Source organism: Mucilaginibacter sp. AK015 (assembly GCF_014200785.1).
Taxonomy (GTDB): Bacteria; Bacteroidota; Bacteroidia; order Sphingobacteriales; family Sphingobacteriaceae; genus Mucilaginibacter.
The window spans coordinates 1-16,688 of record NZ_JACHCV010000003.1 but is presented as its reverse complement, the minus strand read 5'-3'; the positions used below and the strand labels follow the sequence as shown (position 1 = coordinate 16,688).

Genomic DNA, 16,688 nt, shown 5'->3' with positions numbered 1-16,688 from the left:
TGATAGCAGGCTTTTTTTGGAAATTAGCCGGTGATTTCAATGTTTACAATAGTTAGTGTAACGATATTTTTTTACCTTGTAGTTAAAACTATCCAATTCGGGTGTTGTTATTTCAGCATGGTTTTACAGCCATTAAACGGTATTGAAATAATTGACACAGCATGAAAAAGTACAAAATAGGTATCATTGGCTACGGCGGATTTGGTAAGTTCCTTCACTATTGGTGGGCTAAGTTGGCGAACGTAGAAGTGGTTGCCGTTGCCGACCCGCACGATAAATTTGCCGACCTTGAAAATTGCAGCACATACCGCGACTGGAAGGACCTGGTTAACGACCCGCAGGTAGATATTGTAAGCATTGTTACCCCGCCTGGCCTGCATGCCGAAATGGCTTGCGAGGCCATGAAAGCGGGTAAACATGTACTGCTCGAAAAACCTGTGGCAACTACTGATGAGGAAGCGCAGCAAATTTTAAATACACAGCAGGAAACCGGTATGGTTATCACAGTTGACCATATGATACGCTATAACCCTATTGTCCGTAGTTTAATGGCTTTGGGTGAAAGCGGCGCTTTTGGGAAGCTAAGGCACGCGGTTGTTAACAATTATGCGCAGGACGCGGCTTTACCACGCGATCACTGGTTTTGGAAAGAAGAATTGTCAGGCGGTATTTTTGTAGAGCATGGCGTGCATTTTTTTGACATTATTAATGCGCTGGCCGGCCAGCAATATACCGAGGTGTATGGGACCTCGCATAGCCGTAACGAGCAGCAACGCGACCGGGTTGCTGCCCTGGTATTATACAACCAGGGGCTTATTGCCAGCTATTACCACGCTTTTTCGGGCCCGGGTCTTTTTGAGCAAACCACCATACACCTGGCTTATGACCTTGCCCGGATTGAAATTGAGGGCTGGATGCCTATGAAGGGAACGATTAAGGCAATGGTTAACGGGCAAACTAAAGAACAGCTGAGCAGCATTCCCGGCTGGACGGTAACACAGGCTAACGCTTTATCTGAGCTGCGCGATGTATCGCGGCCTGAGGGATGGGGTGCAGAGGCACCCGCCGCTACTAACGATGATGCGATATATTGCGGCGGTGAAGCTTACGATGTAGAAGAAATGGTATCAGGTACCTTTGAAATCCGGCAAACCAAGGGGCAGGTTTATGGTAAATGCGTACAATCTATCTTAATCGACCTTATCAAAAAGATAGAGGATAAGGATCACAAGCTTGCCATCAGTATTGAAGATGCCTATGAAGGGCTGAAAATTGCGCTGCTGGCTTCGCAGTAATTGTGCTATTTGTTGGATGATATATTTAACCTTATACCGCTTATTAGCCGGTATACCTTAAGCCCTTTGTTCCGGCATGGGGCTTTGTCATAAATAATTACGGATACTGATCTGAAGTTTGCGATATTGCCTGTAAATTAAAAGCGTTTGTTAATTGATACAAACCAACAGAGCGAAATAGTGGCTAAACGAATACGATATATTTTGATAATAGCGCTAACCATTATGGTATGTTGGGCCGCGTACGCCGCATTTTTTAACAGCCATAATGGGCAGGGTAAAGCAGTAAGAGGTGTTGATACCGCGTCAGTAAAAGTAAGTGCGGTTGCCGGCACTGCACGGCGTACGATCCCTGCTGATGCCTGGGAAGCGCCCGCCGTAAACACTATTCCGCCTGGGAATGCCGGTGAAATGATCCGCTATGGCCGCGAAGTATTAATGCATACTGCTAAATATTTTGGTCCGCAGGGAAGCATAGCCCGCATTTCGAACGGCATGAATTGCCAAAACTGCCACCTGGACGGCGGCAGCAGGCTTTTCGCCAATAATTACGCGGGCTTCATTTCCGGCTACCCCAAAATAAGCCAGCGGTCGGGCAAGAACCAGCCGCCAGCACAGCGCATTGTTGATTGTTTTGAGCGCAGCCTGGGTGGTACATCGCCAGATACCACCAAAAGAGAGGTGAAAGCTATGCTGGCGTATTTGAAGTGGATAGGGCAGGGGGTAAAAAAAGATCAAAAGTTATTTGGCAGCGCTACCGAAAGGCTTGCCTTTATGGACGATGCAGCCGACCCGCTTAAGGGCCGGCAGGTATTTGTAGCTAAATGCCAGAAATGCCATGGCAAAAACGGCCAAGGCACCCTGTCACCCGACAAAATATCGTACACCTATCCGCCGTTATGGGGAAATCACAGCTATAATGATGGCGCCGGAATGTACCGCATCAGCAACCTGGCCGGGTTTGTAAAAAATAATATGCCCTTTGGGGCAACTTACCAAAACCCCCGGCTTACCGATGAAGAAGCCTGGAACGTGGCAGCATTTATAAACTCACAGCCGCGCCCTCATAAAGACCAGCACCAGGATTGGCAAAACCTGCATACCAAACCCATTGACTTTCCGTTTGGCCCTTACGCGGATAACTTTAGCGAAAAACAACATAAATACGGCCCCTTTGCACCCATAAAGGCAGCCCATAAGCACAAATAAATATGAAAAAACATAGTTTAATTTTAGCGATAGTAATCGTTCTTAGCTTTGCACAATCAGCTGTATTCGCGCAAACGGATACAACATTTACGGGCGCTAAGGCTACCTTAAAAAGCTATAACGCGCTGTATATCATTAACTCCAATGATGATAAACGGATAAGGGGTACCCTCCGCAATATGGCCAATGCCCTGCAAGATCCCCGCCTTGCCGGCAAACTGCACCTCGAACTGATAGCCTTTGGCGACGGCACGGCCGTTTATATGAAAAACAGCGCCTACGAACCCCTGCTATTGGCGCTGAAAGCCAAGGGAGTTATACTGGCCCAATGCAATAACACCCTCCGAGAACGGAAGATAGATAAAGCCGAACTTTTTCCCTTTATCTCATTTGTGCCAAGCGGGAATGGCGAGATCATCCTGAGGCAATACGATGGGTGGGCGGTGGTGCATCCTTAAAAATTCCTGACTTTTTTCCGGGTTTTTCTGACCCATTTACGCGTAATTTTTAAAAAATATTTGCGTAACTCAAAAGTTACCTATACATTTGGGTAACTTTAAAGTTACCTATTATGGAAAGAGCTATCGTACATGAATTTTTCTTCGCCCACGCACCGGCTGATGTTTGGACCTACCTGACGGAGCCTGATCTTTTGGCACAATGGCTAATGCCAAGTGATTTTAAATTGGAAAAGGGACACAAGTTTAGGTTTATAACCAAGCCTAAGATCCCGATAGGTTTCGACGGCACAATCTATTGCGAAGTGCTGGAAATTGTCTCCAACGAAAAGCTGGTGTACTCGTGGAAGGGCGGCATGTCGAAGGATAAGCCCTCACTCGATTCCGTAGTGACCTGGACGCTTACACCAAAGGATAATGGCACCATCCTGCGCCTGGAGCATAGCGGTTTCAGGGGGCTGAAGAACTATTTACCTTACCTGATCATGAACAAAGGCTGGCTCAAAATAGGCAGGCGGTTAATAAGCCGGCTGGATACAGCATTGGCAGCAATCAACTAAACATAAATCAAAAACTAAAATATTATGGAACAGATCATTCAACATCAATTTTTTTATGCCCATCCGGCAGCTACCGTTTGGCAGTATCTGACCAAACCCGACCTTATGGCACAATGGCTCATGAAGAACGACTTTGAGCCGGTAGTAGGCCGCAGCTTTCAGTTCAGGACAGGCCCCATACCCAGCCTGGACTTCGACGGCATTTTTCATTGCAGGGTATTAGAAATAGTGCCGAAAAAAAAACTAAGCTACTCCTGGAGCAGCGGGCCGGGCAATGGTAAGATCACACTGGAATCGGTGGTTACCTGGCGACTGGAGTCCCGCGAAAACGGCACACAGGTTTTTCTGGACCATCGTGGCTTTGCTAAAAAGGAGAACCTTGACTTTTATAACGGCCTGTTGCACGGATGGGTGGAAAAACTGCAAAATATTGATAACCTTTTAAACCCGGTAGAACATGGCAGTACCGGCGCTTGATGTGTTCCAGGTGATAGGCGACCCAAGCCGGCGCAAAATGCTGATGCTGTTGTCATCAGATAGCCTGTCTATCAATAGCCTGGCCGAGCATTTTGATATGAGCCGCCCCGCGGTTTCAAAACATGTGAAGATATTGCATAATTCGGGGTTTATTTCGATGACGGATATTGGCCGCGAGCGTTATTGCACGCTTAAACAGGATGGCTTTAAGGAACTGGAAAGCTGGCTGGCTTATTTCGATGAATTCTGGAAATCTAAGCTGAAAAACCTGGAGGTGCTGTTAAACAAAAAATCACCTCACTAAATCGGCGCGTACAATTATGCTGTTAGCTGCTCAAACTTGGATAAAAACATGAGGGGCGGGGCCTTTTTGGGGATTTAATAATAATAATATATTTACAGGCAACATGAAAATGAAACCTGCCGAGTTTATCACCCTGTGCGCATGCACCATGATGCTTACAGCCCTGGGAATTGATATTATGCTGCCGGCGTTTGGCGAGCTGCGCAGGCATTTTGGCTTGCCGCCGCAATCAACCGCAACAGCGCAGGTTATCTCGTTCTTTTTCATGGGGCAGGTGGCTCAAATTATTTTCGGGCCGCTTTCAGACCGTTTCGGGCGTTTGGCTATCCTTCGAATAGGGTTTCCGTTATATATCGTTAGCGGGATAGCCGCAGCCTTTGCCCCCACCTTACCGCTCATGTGCGCTGCACGCTTTGTAGCAGGCGTAGGTGCTTCATCGGTTTTCATGACGACCATCGCGGGCGTGCGCGACCGGTTTGTTGGCGACCAGATGGCGCGCACCATGTCACTTATTTTTACCATCTTTTTGTGCACGCCGGTGTTTGCGCCCTTTTTGGGTATCGCTATTATGTCTGTAGCATCCTGGCAAATGGTAATGCTAACGCCGCCATTATTTGCTGTTATTGTGTTTTTATGGTCGTTAAGACTGGAGGAGTCGCTGCCACGCCACCTGCGCAACTCGCTACGGTGGGCAAGCCTTGTTCAATCCATCCGTAGGGTTTTAAGTAACCGCGCTTTTTTAAGGTACACTGCCATTACTACCGCGCTTTTTACGGCTTTAAGTTCGTATGTGGCAAGTTCAGAGCATATAGTTGGAGAGATTTATGGCAAACCAAAAGCCTTTGCTGCAATATTTGCCAGTATGGGTTTCCTGATGTCGTGCTGCACCTTCCTCAACTCCTATTTGTCGTCCAGGTTTGGAGCCAGGCGAACCATTAGGGCACTTCTGTTCATTTATCTCCTGGTGGCTACCGTGTTACTGATCATCACGGTGATGGCTAAAAGCCGGCCGGATATGTTGGTCTTTTTTATTGCAATAGCGCTATTAATGTCGCTTAACCTGGCCATTGAGCCTAATAGCAGCGCCCTGGCTATGGAGCCAATGGGCCAAACGGCGGGGATGGCCTCAGCAGTTTATGGCACCATTTTCTTTTTTATAGGGTCGACCTTAGGCTCCGTGATCAGTCAACTGCTGGTGAAAAGTGTGTTCCCGCTTGTAATCAGCTATTTTGTGATAGGCATTATAACCGTGCTCTTGGTTTTTGGCGACCGGCACTCACAAAGCAGCAGTTCAGCTTCGTAAAATATTATAATCCTGTCTATCGGTATAGTACCATTCGCGCTCAGCACTCGTGGGGCTTATCCAGCACATATTTTGCGTGCTTCGTCACATTTATTTTATGGATATACGGCGGCTAACTAATCTTGCATCAAATAAACGCGACGATGAAGTACAATAAAATAGAATTCTGGATAGCTACCGCCTGTTTTGCCATCATCTTCTTCAGCAGGCTTTACCAGGGCCTTGGCCAATACAATGTTGCTGATGATAGCGGGTACACCGGCAACCAGATGCTCTTTTATACTTTGCTGCCTGCCCTGGCAGCTATAGCTGTTTTATATGTCGCTTTTTTAGCTGTTCATTTTTATGTTATCCCACGGTTTTGGCGGGCAAAGCGTTACTTAGCCGCTGGTACCATCATGCTTGTCGTTTTTGTTATTACCGGTATCATTTTTTCGGTTCAAAGCTATCTGGGCAGCTGGATATACCTGCAGTATGGTAATGCAGACTTATCCGCTACCAGGTTTGTAAGCAGGGGATTCGACATAGCTGCGATAGCCTTTTTTGTTTACGGTATTTATTTACTGTTACGGCGCGGTGTTGTATATCAATACCGGCTTCATAGCCGCAGGCCAACCCTCGCATCGCAAATAACCCACGAGGCAATTATGCTTGTTGGTACCTGGCTGCTTATTTTACTGCTGCTGATAGCAACCAACGTTACCGGCTTTTTTTATACGGCCGGGTCGTTTTACCTGTTTGCATTGCCGTTTTGTTTCTGCATTTATTTTTTAAACCTGTATCTGATGATACCGCGCTACCGTAAGGGCGGGCGGCACGCCGGGGTGGTTTACGCGTTACAACTGCTGGGTATTGCAGCCTTCCTCGGCTTTATCGAAAACGCTTTCCTGCTGCAATCCGTACCATCTTTCTCGGTAGATGTATATGTACTGTTCTATTGGTTTATCCCATTGGTAATTACCGTTATCGTGTCGTGGCGGGTTTATATTGTAAACCAGGAAAAATATTTAGAGTTGTCCGCCCTGAAAACAGCCCTGGGTACTTCAGATGCCACACTGCAGCTACTGCGGTCGCAGATCAATCCGCATTTCCTGTTCAATGCCCTTAACGCCTTGTATGGCACCGCGCTGGTAGAGGGCGCTGCCCGCACCAGCGAAGGCATCCAAAAGTTGGGCGATATGATGCGCTTTATGCTGCACGAAAACATGAGGGAAACTATCCCGCTAAGCAGGGATATCGAATACCTGCGCAATTATATCGATCTGCAAAACCTCCGCATCGCATCGTCAGAGGGTGTTACCATAAAAACAGAGATTGCGGATAGCGACAGCCGACTCCAAATTGTGCCGATGCTGCTGATCCCCTTTATCGAGAACGCGTATAAGCATGGTATCAGCTTTGAAAATCCGTCGTTCATCACCATTAACCTGCAAATCAAGCAAGATCAGCTAACCCTGGAGGTGTATAACAGCCGACATGGCGGCACAGAAAACAACCCGGACAACGACCAACCGGGTATTGGGCTTAACAATGTAAAGCAGCGTTTAAAGTTGCTCTATCCCGAAAAACATGTGCTTCAAATACGCGAAACCAAAGAAGATTTTTTTATTCATTTAACCCTTCACTTGTCATGAGATCGTTATTAACCGGGCTGCTGCTTTTGCTCGCAACCCATATCTTCGCGCAGTTCAAAATAACCGGTAAGGTTATTGGCGGTACACCGCCAGATTCGGTTTTTATAAACGTGCCGTTTGTGTATGGTTATTATGCCGAAAACACCACCCCCGTTAGTACAAACCCTAATGGTTATTTTGGCAAAACAATAAACATCAGCACGCAGCGGTTTGCAACCATTAACATTAACGGCAAAGAGCATACGTTGCTGCTTACGCCGGGTAAATCACTCGATGTAACCATTGACATGGCCGATACTACCATAAACGGGTTTAAGGGCACCGCCGCAAAAGAAAACAAGCTGCTTTACGGTCTTGGCCTTGAAGAGACGCCTTTCTTTTTTAAGGATACGGTTTATGCAAGGTTTAGCCTGCCCGAACTAAAGCAGCAGGTATTGCAAAAATGGTTTGCTATGCGCGATGAAAAGCTGAACCGCATTGAACAAAGTGATCTGTCTGCCGCGGATAAAGAGCTGATCAGCCAAGAAGTGAGGAGCAGTACAATTGTAGCGCTGAACGATTTTGCAAGAGGAGTATTAAAGGCCGGGCGCAAACAGGTGTTTGACCTGGTGCTTGAAATTTACAAAGACTCGCCTTTAGCGCCGAAGGTACTGCTTGCAGGGCCAAAATATTATGCATTTGCAAATAGCTACATCAGTTACCTGGAAACCCTCGCCTTTAAGGACCTGCCGGATGATGCCGCTAAAAACCCGCAAACTTTTGTAAAATATTATAATATAACTATAGATAGCGGCAACCGCATTGCCAAACAAAAAGGAAAATCGTTTTTACACTGGGTACTGGTTAGAAACGAGTTTAACAAAACCATTGCCGAACATTGGCTGGCCCAAGCCATAGACACGAAGTTCTTAAGTAAGGACCTGCCGCAGGCCCGGCCGCTGCTTGCCGGGCTTCAGCAATATTATCCGCACAGCGGTTACCTGCCCGCTTTTAAACTTAAAGCAGATAAGCTGGAAAAGATATTGGCAGCAAACGCAGCAAATAAGGAGATTGTGATAGCGGATGGATTTGAAAAAATGACATCCATCCACGAAGTGATAAAAAAGCTTAAGGGTAAAATAGTTTACCTGGATATATGGGGAACCTGGTGCGGCCCCTGCAAAGAAGAGTTGAAGTATAACGCTGCATTAAAAACCCACTTTGAAGGTAAAGATGTTGTTTTTGTGTACCTTGATATGGATGACGACGCTAAAGATGCCCAATGGCGCGAATTTATAAAGGTAAACGGGTTAACCGGTCTGCACCTGCGCAAAAGCAATAAGGATATTCAATCGTTCTGGAATGAATTAAAACCCGGCCAAAAAATACAATATTATCCCACTTACTTTATTTTTGATAAAAACGGTGCCCTGGTGAAAACGGATGCCAAACGGCCAAGCGACCTGGACGAACTATACAAGCAGATAGAAGGATACTTAAATGATGATAAAGGCGGTAGCAATTGACGATGAACCATTGGCGCTCGAGGTGATCCGCTCCCTTGCAGAAAAGGTGCCTTTTATTGATCTGCAGGAAAGTTTTACCAACGCCTTTAAAGCGATTGACCATTTGGCCGGACACCCGGTAGATCTTTTATTTTTGGACATAAAAATGCCCGATATTAACGGCATGGAGCTCTTGGCAAGCCTGAGGCAAAAGCCCCTGGTTGTGTTTACAACCGCCTATGCCGAACATGCGGTGCTTAGCTATGAGCTCGACGCGGTGGATTACCTGCTTAAACCATTCTCTTTCGCGCGCTTTTTAAAGGCCTGCAACAAAGCACGCGAAGTGCTGAATGCTGATCGCGAATCAAAAAATGACAATCCTCCTGCCAGCATTTTTATCAAATCGGGTTACGAGCAGCTGAGGGTAAGTTTTGACGATTTGCTTTACCTGGAAAGCGGCGGAAATTATATGACGCTAAAACTCACCGGCGACAGGCAGGTGCTTTCGCGCCTTACCATGGCCGAGGTACAGCAACTTTTACCCGCAGATAAATTCGTGCGTATACACCGGTCGTACATCGTCAATAAAGAAAAAGTTAACAAGGCCGAACGGCACCGGGTACACATTGGCGGCCGGACGCTGCCTGTAAGTGCAGGCTTTAAGTTTTCGCTCGGGCCAGCCGGCAAATGATATCCGGGTTAAGCCATACCTTATAAATACCAAAATGTATGTAACAATCATTATACTTTTGGTTGCCTTATAAATTCGTAATTTGCCTTACCTTGGTATCTTTAAATTTTACTGACCAATATTATTGATATGAACAAATACCTACTAACGGTAACAGCGTTGGCATTGGCTTATGGCACTAATGCCCAGCAGCATGCCCCGCTTACCGCTAAGGATTACGCGCATGCCGAAAGCTTTTTAAGCTACAACACCGAGCCCTTTATAGACCGCGCCAACGTAAGGCCAAACTGGCTGCAGGGCGATAAGTTCTGGTACCGGGTTTATACAGCCCAGGGCAGCGAATACGTATTAGTTGACCCGGTTAAAAAAACGCGTACCGTTGCTTTCGACGCGCAAAAGCTGGCTGGTGCTTTATCAGCGGCAACCGGTAAAACGTATGATGCCAACAGGCTGCCTTTTCAATCCATCAATTATAAGGCCGATGGTAAATCGGTTTTGTTTACTGCCGATGCCAAAAAGTGGGCTTACAACCCTGCCAACAACCAGTTAAGTGCCGATACATCGACGGAGCAACCTGCCCGTGCCGAAAGGCTTACCGGCCGCGCCGCGCGTGGAGGTGGTAACGAGGTGTTATCGCCTGATGGTAAACGTGCCGTTTTTATTAAAGATTATAACCTTTGGGTGCGCGATGTTGCTACCAACAAGCAAACCCAGCTTACCACCGATGGCGTTAAGGATTTTGGCTATGCTACAGATAACGCGGGGTGGACAATGAGCGACAGGCCTATTGTATCGTGGTCGCCCGATTCAAAAAAGGTGGCCACCTTTCAGCAGGACCAGCGTAACGCCAGCGATATGTATTTGGTTACCACCAATGTGGGCAAGCCAAACCTCAGGGCCTGGAAATATCCGCTGCCCGGCGATAAGGAGATCATTACCATACAAAGGGTTATTGTTGATGTAGACAATGCAAAGGTTATCCGTTTTAATATCCCGCCCGACCCGCACCGGGCAACGCTGAGCGATGATATATCAAGCAGCGGTACTTTTGATGACGCCGACTGGAAGGATGATGGTTCGGAGTTCGCGTTCGTATCAACCTCGCGCGACCACAAGAACGAAAAGTTCCGTATAGCGGATGCCCGTACAGGCGCCGTGCGCGAGGTGTTTGAAGAGAACGTTAAAACGCAGTACGAATCTGGCTGGGGTGCTATCAACTGGCGGTATTTGCCGGCCTCAAAAGAGATCATCTGGTTTTCGGAACGCGATAACTGGGGGCACTTATACCTTTATGATGCTACCACCGGCAAAGTAAAAAACCAGATAACCAAAGGCGATTGGGTTGTAACCAAGCTGCTGAAGGTTGACGAGAAGAACCGCTTGCTTTATTTTGCCGCAGGTGGCCGCGAGCCGGGAAATCCATATTTTTCGCACCTGTATAAAATTGGCTTTAACGGCAAGGGCTTAACTCTGCTTACCCCTGAAGATGGTAACCATACTGTAAACTTTTCGCCCGATTACAATTATTTTTTAGACAGCTATTCTAAACCCGATGTGGCGCCTGTTACTGTGCTGCGCGATATAAAGGGCAAGCTGATAGCAACACTCGAAAAAACAGATATCTCCAGGCTGGTTGCCACAGGCTGGAAACCGCCTATCCCGGTTAAACTTAAAGCGCACGACGGCACTACCGATATTTACGGCCTTGTATTTACACCAACAAAAATGGATGCCGGCAAAAAGTACCCGGTTATCGATTACATTTATCCGGGCCCGCAGGGCGGGGGCGTTGGCAGCTGGTCATTCGTGGCCTCCAGGGGCGACCACCAGGCGCTTGCCGAGCTTGGCTTTATTGTGGTTGTGATAGAGGGTACCAGCAACCCGCTGCGTTCAAAAAGCTTTCATGATATGAATTACGGCAACATGGCCGAAAATACCTTGCCCGACCAGATAACCGGCATCAGGCAACTGGCCGCGCAATACCCCATAGATACTACCAAAGTTGGTATATGGGGCCATTCGGGCGGTGGCTTTGCTACCGCGGCGGCTATGTTCCGTTATCCCGATTTCTTTAAGGTGGGCATCTCGGAATCGGGCAACCACGAAAACCGTAACTACGAGGATGATTGGGCCGAGCGGTATAACGGCCTGGTTGAAAACGCCGACTACGATGCGCAGGCCAACCAGAACATCGCCAAAAACCTTAAAGGTAAGCTAATGCTTGCCCATGGTATGATGGATAACAATGTACCGCCATACAACACCCTATTGGTGGTAGAGGCGCTTGAAAAAGCCAATAAAAGCTTCGACCTGGTGATATTTCCTAACAGCGCGCATGGCTACGGGCAGTACTCGGGCTATATGATGCGCCGCCGTTGGGACTATTTTGTGAAGAACCTTTTAGGGGCCGAAGCGCCTTATGACTACCAGCTGAAACCGCCGGCAATCCGGCGTTAATTTCTGCAATAAGTACTAAATAGTGTAAGCCTGCAGCGAAAGTTGCAGGCTTTTTTGCTCAAAAAATTATAATTCGGTATCCTTGAAGCTGTATGGAAAAGCTAACCCCCAGTATACTAAAAACAAAACAACATTTCGAAATTCTTGACGGGTTAAGGGGGCTGGCGGCCCTGGCGGTAGTAGCTTTTCATTTTATGGAAATGGTTTACCTCCCTCCGCAAAATTTTTTGGCGCATGGTTTTTTGGCGGTCGATTTCTTTTTCTGCTTATCGGGCTTTGTAATTGGTTATGCCTATGACGACCGTATTGGTAAAATGGGCGCGATAGCGTTTTTTAAGTCGAGGGCTATCAGGCTGCACCCGCTGGTTATACTGGGTTCGGTGTTGGGTCTGCTTAGTTTCCTGTTCGACCCTTTCGGCGGCCATCTTGAATTATACAGCGCCGGAAAGATCATGCTGGTGTTTATAAGTTCTGTTTTGCTTATCCCTTACCCGGTAGTGGCCGACCGCGCGTTTAACCTGTTTAGTTTTAACGCCCCTGCCTGGTCGTTGTTTTGGGAGTACGTGGCCAACATTGTGTATGCGCTGGTACTTTACCGCTTAGCACGCAGGTGGCTGCTTGTGTTAACAATAGTATCGGCAGTTGCGCTTTGCCTGGTTACTTACCGCGCCGGCAATATCATGGGCGGGTGGGGCGGCCCAAACTTTTGGGACGGCAGCGCCCGCATCTCTTATTCGTTTTTGGCAGGCTTGCTTGTTTACCGTTCAAAATGGATCATTAAATCTAACCTGGGGTTTGGCGTTTTAAGCATATTGCTGGCATTGCCATTTGTGATGCCTTTTAATAATTTGGTTTGGATCACCGAGCCATTGGTGGTGCTTTTTTATTTCCCGCTGATTGTAGCATTAGGGGCGGGCGCTACCCTGTCGCCGGGGCTTAAAACGCTGTGTAACTTCTCGGGTAACATATCCTATCCGCTGTACATGACCCATTACGCCGTGATATGGATGTTCGGCAACTATTACAGCAGCCACAAACCCGGCACCAGCCAGTTAGCCCTTATTATTATAGCCGGTATCATCGTTCTGGTAGGTGTGGCATGGCTGGTAATGGTATTTTATGATACACCGGTGCGGAGATATTTAACCGAAAGACGAAAGCGGGCACTAAGAAATTAAGCCGAACTGTGTTAAATGATGGGTGAAATGCTTGTTATGCCATATCAGCCATTCGGTATAATTCATCGGGCCAAAACCGCCATGCAGCACGGTTACGCCGGGCTTTTTAAAAAAGCTGTCAAAGCTTTCGAGCTCGGCCATTAGTTGATCGATAGCAGTACGCATATCCGGATAAAGAAGAGAATCTGGAAGCTTGCCCAATATTACATTACGGGGTATTGGCTCGGGGGTATATATTCCCCGCTGTTTGGCAGCCGCCGCCTGCTCGGGAGATGCATCGCAGGTTGGTGTTTTTGTACCGTTCGTGTACTGCACCTGGTCTATCAAATGCTCGATCATTTGCTGCGGTGTCATGTTACCCCAAAGGGGGGCCGTACCCGCATCCAATGTAACCAGCAATTCGCGCAGCGTTTTGCGGTTAATGATATCTACTATTGCGTTCATCATTCAATAATACTACAATACGGGGTACAAAAAAAGCCCCTCCGTTATTTGAAGGGGCTTTGAATAGAATTAATTTATTGTCGCGGTTTATTTTAATTCGGCAACAGCCTTATCAATAGCGGCAACCGATGCCGTATCGTTAAGTTTGGCACGGCTTTCTTTAACGCCGTTTAATATTTGCACCACCTGGGGGGCAATGCCATATTTTTTGTACTTAACACCAAAATCGGCAATAGCTTTAATGCCTTTTTGTGCTTTAGCCGGATCGCTGACACGGCCGGTAAATTCCGCAAACTTCGACATAATGTTAAATTGAGTTTGCGGTGCACCTTCGTTAAAGGCGTTGTATACATAATCGTACTGGGCATCGGTGCCACCGGTTGCATATACCATTAGTATGGCCTGGGTTAAAGCGCCTTCGCTGTCTTTTTCGTATGTTTTGGCTAAAGCTACCGCATCGGCAGGGTTTAGCTGGCTTAATGCTGTTAAAGCAGCGCCCTGTACCGCATACGACTGGCTTTTTAATGATTCTTTAAACAAATTGGAAAGTCCCGATGCCTTTAATTTACCTAATACACTAATGGCAGCGGCCCTAACTAAAGTATTTGGGTCGGTTTGCGCCAGTTTAACTAATATTGGCTGGGCGGCGTTGCGCACATCGTCGTTGGTCATATCAGCCGCTTTAATGGCTTTTATCTGCAGCTCGTAGTACTTATCATTCAAGGCGGCAATGATCACTTTTCGCGCCCCGGCGTTTGATTGTTGTTTGGCGGCGGCGGTAATAGCCTCAAAACGGTCTAAATACAACGGCGCGTTAAAATATTGGAAAACAAATTCGTCAAGCGATTTATTGTCTGTTTTTTTAGCCAGCAGCATTTTGTCGCCGTCAACATTCACCAGGCTTGGCTTAGTAGCCGAGTGGAAAACCAGGCTATCAACCTTATTGCGCATCCAGAATTTGCGGCGGTCCATTTTGCCACCCGCGTAAACATCAATGGCCAGCGGTAAAATAAATACATTACCATCCTGTGTTTGGTTCAGGTAAACGGTTTGCGTTTTGGTAGCGTCATCCCATTTGTAAGTAATGTTTAAAATAGGGTGCCCTGCACCGAAGTACCATTGGTTAAAAAACCAGTTCAGGTCGCGGCCGCTGGCCTCTTCCATTGCCAAACGCAGCTGGTGCGCTTCGCCGTTTTTGAATGCGTTTGTTTTTAAATAAATATTTAAGCCTTTGTAAAATGCCGCGTTACCCAGGTAGTTGCGCAGCATGTAAAGTATGCTGCCGCCTTTTTGGTAGGTAACCGCGTCAAATACCTCTTCTTTATCGGTGTAATGAAAACGTACCAGGTCCTTGGTTTTCAGGTTAGGCTGGCTCAGGTATTGTTGCCTGTCGCCGTTAATGTGCGCGTCGCCGGCATCTTTACCATATTTGTGCTCGGCCCAAAGGGTTTCGCTAAAATCAGCGAACGATTCGTTAACGGTAAGGTTGCTCCAGCTTTCGGCAGTAACATAATCGCCAAACCACTGGTGAAACAGCTCGTGTACAATAGTGCTGCGGCCCTGGCTGTAATAAGCATCTATCAGTTCGCGTTTGGTAGCCTGTACGTAATCGCCATGCAGGGTAGCGCTGGTATTTTCCATAGCGCCGCTTACGTAATCGCGCACAACAATCTGCGAGTATTTGTTCCATGGGTAATCAACACCCAGGGTTTTCGAATAAAAATCGATCACCTCGGGTGTAAAGCCGAAAATATCCCTTGCGTAAGGGGCGTATTTAGGCTCAAGGTAATAGCTCACTTCTTTACCTTTCCAGGTATCCTTAGTTATTTTAAAATCGCCAACGGCCATCATAAATAAATATGGCGAGTGCGGCAATTCCATTTTCCAGGTATCGGTACGGGTACCATCGGCATTTAGCTTTTGCGAAGCTAAACGACCATTCGACAGCGTAACATATTTTTTTGGAACCGTCATGCTGATCTCGTCGGTCGTTTTTTGATTTGGCTTATCAATAGTTGGGAACCATGCCGATGAACTCTGGGTTTCGCCTTGTGTCCATATCTGGGTTGGCTTATCTTTTTCAGTACCATCCGGGTTAATAAAGTACAGCCCCTTAGCGTCGGTTATGGCGGCGCTGCCATGCGCTTTCAACTCGTTTGGTTTTGATGTATAATCAATATAAACGGTATAGCTTTCGTTGTTATGATAAACCCTGTCAAGCTTAATAGCAATGGTTAAGCTATCGTATGTAAATTTAAGCGGAGTATTTTTGCCCGCTTTTACAATAGATACATTTTTAATATCCATACCCTGGGCATCTAAATGTAACGAGTCGGTAGCGTAAAAATGCGGCTTTAAGGTAACCCACTCCTTACCATACATATAGCGTTTTTTGTAATCGAAACGTACATCAAGCTTGGTATGTACCAGGTCGTTGATCTTTGGCGTTGTTTCGCGGTAAATCTTCATTGCAGGATCTTCCTGCGGTGCTGCGGTTTGCTGCGCAGATGCGCTGTTAAAGGCCAGTGCGCCAATACTGCTGATGAGTACAGCAGCGTAAAGAGTTTTCATATGTTAATAGTTTAATTGATATGCATGCATAATAAAAGCTAAAGTATTAGTTTTTATCGGATTTAATATTGCAAAAATATATTTATGTTCGGTTTTATAGAGTAATTCACCCTAAAAGGGGGGCGTTTTTAGTATTTTAATAATATGTAATGATTAGGGATAACCCAACCCTATACCAATAGGAGCCCTGACAGACCGAAGGTCGGCCCATTGCTAACGAACAACAGATAAAGTGTTGTGTTTTCATGAACGGTAGTCCGCTCAATTGCCGCGGAGGGCTGTTACTTTGTCTTGATACAAAGTAACCAAAGATCAAGTCAGCAAAAAGGCTTCTGTGCCGCACAAGGCATTTGTCCCGCAAAGCAGGCAGAACCACGGGCTGCAAAATCTTGCCTCAACTTCGTTCGCACCTGGCCCCTGCGCTTCGGGCAAGTATTGCTATGCCCTTGCCCCGCTCAAGGCCACCATCGTTCTGCTCGCTTTCGCCCGAAGCTGTTTTGCTGACGCATCATCACAACTCCCCATCGACACGTCATCCTATGTTTGTATAGGAGTTGTTTACAAGGAGAATAAGAATAATTTTATTGCAGAAGAAAAGGGTAAAGAGAAAAGATTAAGGCGTG

15 protein-coding genes are annotated in these 16,688 nt (G+C 46.8%); 13 read left to right on the top strand and 2 right to left on the bottom strand.

The genetic code is table 11. The features are described 5' to 3' along the window. The first annotated feature begins 161 nt into the window (after positions 1-161). From HDC91_RS12345 to HDC91_RS12290, 12 genes are all read left to right on the top strand, one after another. A complete protein-coding gene (locus HDC91_RS12345) occupies positions 162-1,295 on the top strand; it encodes a Gfo/Idh/MocA family protein (RefSeq protein ID WP_183552597.1) in 1,134 nt (377 codons plus the stop codon). Positions 1,296-1,475: 180 nt separating this feature from the next. Then, positions 1,476-2,504 (top strand): c-type cytochrome, encoded by a 1,029-nt coding sequence (locus HDC91_RS12340; protein WP_370576829.1) that lies wholly within the window; start codon positions 1,476-1,478, stop codon positions 2,502-2,504. A gap of 2 nt (positions 2,505-2,506) precedes the next feature. Beyond that, entirely contained in the window at positions 2,507-2,962 is a 456-nt protein-coding gene (locus HDC91_RS12335) for a DsrE family protein (RefSeq protein WP_183552595.1), read from the top strand. Positions 2,963-3,075: 113 nt separating this feature from the next. Further along, positions 3,076-3,522 (top strand): SRPBCC domain-containing protein, encoded by a 447-nt coding sequence (locus HDC91_RS12330; protein ID WP_183552593.1) that lies wholly within the window; start codon positions 3,076-3,078, stop codon positions 3,520-3,522. A 24-nt stretch (positions 3,523-3,546) separates the two neighbouring features. Continuing rightward, positions 3,547-3,999 (top strand): SRPBCC domain-containing protein, encoded by a 453-nt coding sequence (locus HDC91_RS12325; RefSeq protein WP_183552591.1) that lies wholly within the window; start codon positions 3,547-3,549, stop codon positions 3,997-3,999. Next, positions 3,980-4,303: a helix-turn-helix transcriptional regulator gene (locus HDC91_RS12320; protein ID WP_183552589.1), complete on the top strand. Its 324-nt coding sequence runs from the start codon at positions 3,980-3,982 to the stop codon at positions 4,301-4,303. The genes HDC91_RS12325 and HDC91_RS12320 overlap by 20 nt, the downstream gene beginning before the upstream one ends. A gap of 103 nt (positions 4,304-4,406) precedes the next feature. Next, entirely contained in the window at positions 4,407-5,606 is a 1,200-nt protein-coding gene (locus HDC91_RS12315; protein ID WP_183552587.1) for an MFS transporter, read from the top strand. Between the two features lie 143 nt (positions 5,607-5,749). Beyond that, on the top strand, positions 5,750-7,240 hold the full coding sequence (locus HDC91_RS12310) for a sensor histidine kinase (RefSeq protein ID WP_183552585.1): 1,491 nt from the start codon (positions 5,750-5,752) through the stop codon (positions 7,238-7,240). Beyond that, positions 7,237-8,745: a TlpA disulfide reductase family protein gene (locus tag HDC91_RS12305; protein ID WP_183552583.1), complete on the top strand. Its 1,509-nt coding sequence runs from the start codon at positions 7,237-7,239 to the stop codon at positions 8,743-8,745. The genes HDC91_RS12310 and HDC91_RS12305 overlap by 4 nt, the downstream gene beginning before the upstream one ends. After that, positions 8,720-9,415, top strand: a complete 696-nt coding sequence (locus HDC91_RS12300; RefSeq protein WP_255476721.1) for a LytTR family DNA-binding domain-containing protein — start codon at positions 8,720-8,722, stop codon at positions 9,413-9,415. The genes HDC91_RS12305 and HDC91_RS12300 overlap by 26 nt, the downstream gene beginning before the upstream one ends. 129 nt (positions 9,416-9,544) lie before the next feature. After that, positions 9,545-11,872 carry a DPP IV N-terminal domain-containing protein gene (locus HDC91_RS12295; protein WP_183552581.1) on the top strand — a complete coding sequence of 776 codons (2,328 nt, stop codon included), beginning with the start codon at positions 9,545-9,547 and terminating at the stop codon, positions 11,870-11,872. A 92-nt stretch (positions 11,873-11,964) separates the two neighbouring features. After that, positions 11,965-13,050 carry an acyltransferase gene (locus HDC91_RS12290; protein ID WP_183552579.1) on the top strand — a complete coding sequence of 362 codons (1,086 nt, stop codon included), beginning with the start codon at positions 11,965-11,967 and terminating at the stop codon, positions 13,048-13,050. Here the strand turns inward: HDC91_RS12290 and HDC91_RS12285 are convergent. Continuing rightward, positions 13,039-13,497: a hypothetical protein gene (locus tag HDC91_RS12285; protein ID WP_183552577.1), complete on the bottom strand. Its 459-nt coding sequence runs from the start codon at positions 13,495-13,497 to the stop codon at positions 13,039-13,041. The genes HDC91_RS12290 and HDC91_RS12285 overlap by 12 nt on opposite strands. An 84-nt stretch (positions 13,498-13,581) precedes the next feature. After that, positions 13,582-16,065 carry a M1 family aminopeptidase gene (locus tag HDC91_RS12280; RefSeq protein WP_183552575.1) on the bottom strand — a complete coding sequence of 828 codons (2,484 nt, stop codon included), beginning with the start codon at positions 16,063-16,065 and terminating at the stop codon, positions 13,582-13,584. A 334-nt stretch (positions 16,066-16,399) separates the two neighbouring features. Between HDC91_RS12280 and HDC91_RS19870 the strand changes: the two genes are divergently transcribed. After that, the coding region (locus tag HDC91_RS19870) for a hypothetical protein (RefSeq protein ID WP_221262182.1) at positions 16,400-16,688 on the top strand (289 nt) is incomplete at its 3' end.

Excerpts from the sequence above, each read along its gene's own strand:
- HDC91_RS12295 (WP_183552581.1), top strand. The coding sequence starts at position 9,545 with ATGAACAAATACCTACTAACGGTAACAGCGTTGGCATTGGCTTATGGC.
- HDC91_RS12325 (WP_183552591.1), top strand. The coding sequence starts at position 3,547 with ATGGAACAGATCATTCAACATCAATTTTTTTATGCCCATCCGGCAGCT.
- HDC91_RS12305 (WP_183552583.1), top strand. The coding sequence starts at position 7,237 with ATGAGATCGTTATTAACCGGGCTGCTGCTTTTGCTCGCAACCCATATC.
- HDC91_RS12285 (WP_183552577.1), bottom strand. The coding sequence starts at position 13,497 with ATGATGAACGCAATAGTAGATATCATTAACCGCAAAACGCTGCGCGAA.
- HDC91_RS12315 (WP_183552587.1), top strand. The coding sequence starts at position 4,407 with ATGAAAATGAAACCTGCCGAGTTTATCACCCTGTGCGCATGCACCATG.
- HDC91_RS12320 (WP_183552589.1), top strand. The coding sequence starts at position 3,980 with ATGGCAGTACCGGCGCTTGATGTGTTCCAGGTGATAGGCGACCCAAGC.
- HDC91_RS12310 (WP_183552585.1), top strand. The coding sequence starts at position 5,750 with ATGAAGTACAATAAAATAGAATTCTGGATAGCTACCGCCTGTTTTGCC.
- HDC91_RS12290 (WP_183552579.1), top strand. The coding sequence starts at position 11,965 with ATGGAAAAGCTAACCCCCAGTATACTAAAAACAAAACAACATTTCGAA.
- HDC91_RS12335 (WP_183552595.1), top strand. The coding sequence starts at position 2,507 with ATGAAAAAACATAGTTTAATTTTAGCGATAGTAATCGTTCTTAGCTTT.
- HDC91_RS12330 (WP_183552593.1), top strand. The coding sequence starts at position 3,076 with ATGGAAAGAGCTATCGTACATGAATTTTTCTTCGCCCACGCACCGGCT.
- HDC91_RS12345 (WP_183552597.1), top strand. The coding sequence starts at position 162 with ATGAAAAAGTACAAAATAGGTATCATTGGCTACGGCGGATTTGGTAAG.
- HDC91_RS12300 (WP_255476721.1), top strand. The coding sequence starts at position 8,720 with ATGATGATAAAGGCGGTAGCAATTGACGATGAACCATTGGCGCTCGAG.
- HDC91_RS12280 (WP_183552575.1), bottom strand. The coding sequence starts at position 16,065 with ATGAAAACTCTTTACGCTGCTGTACTCATCAGCAGTATTGGCGCACTG.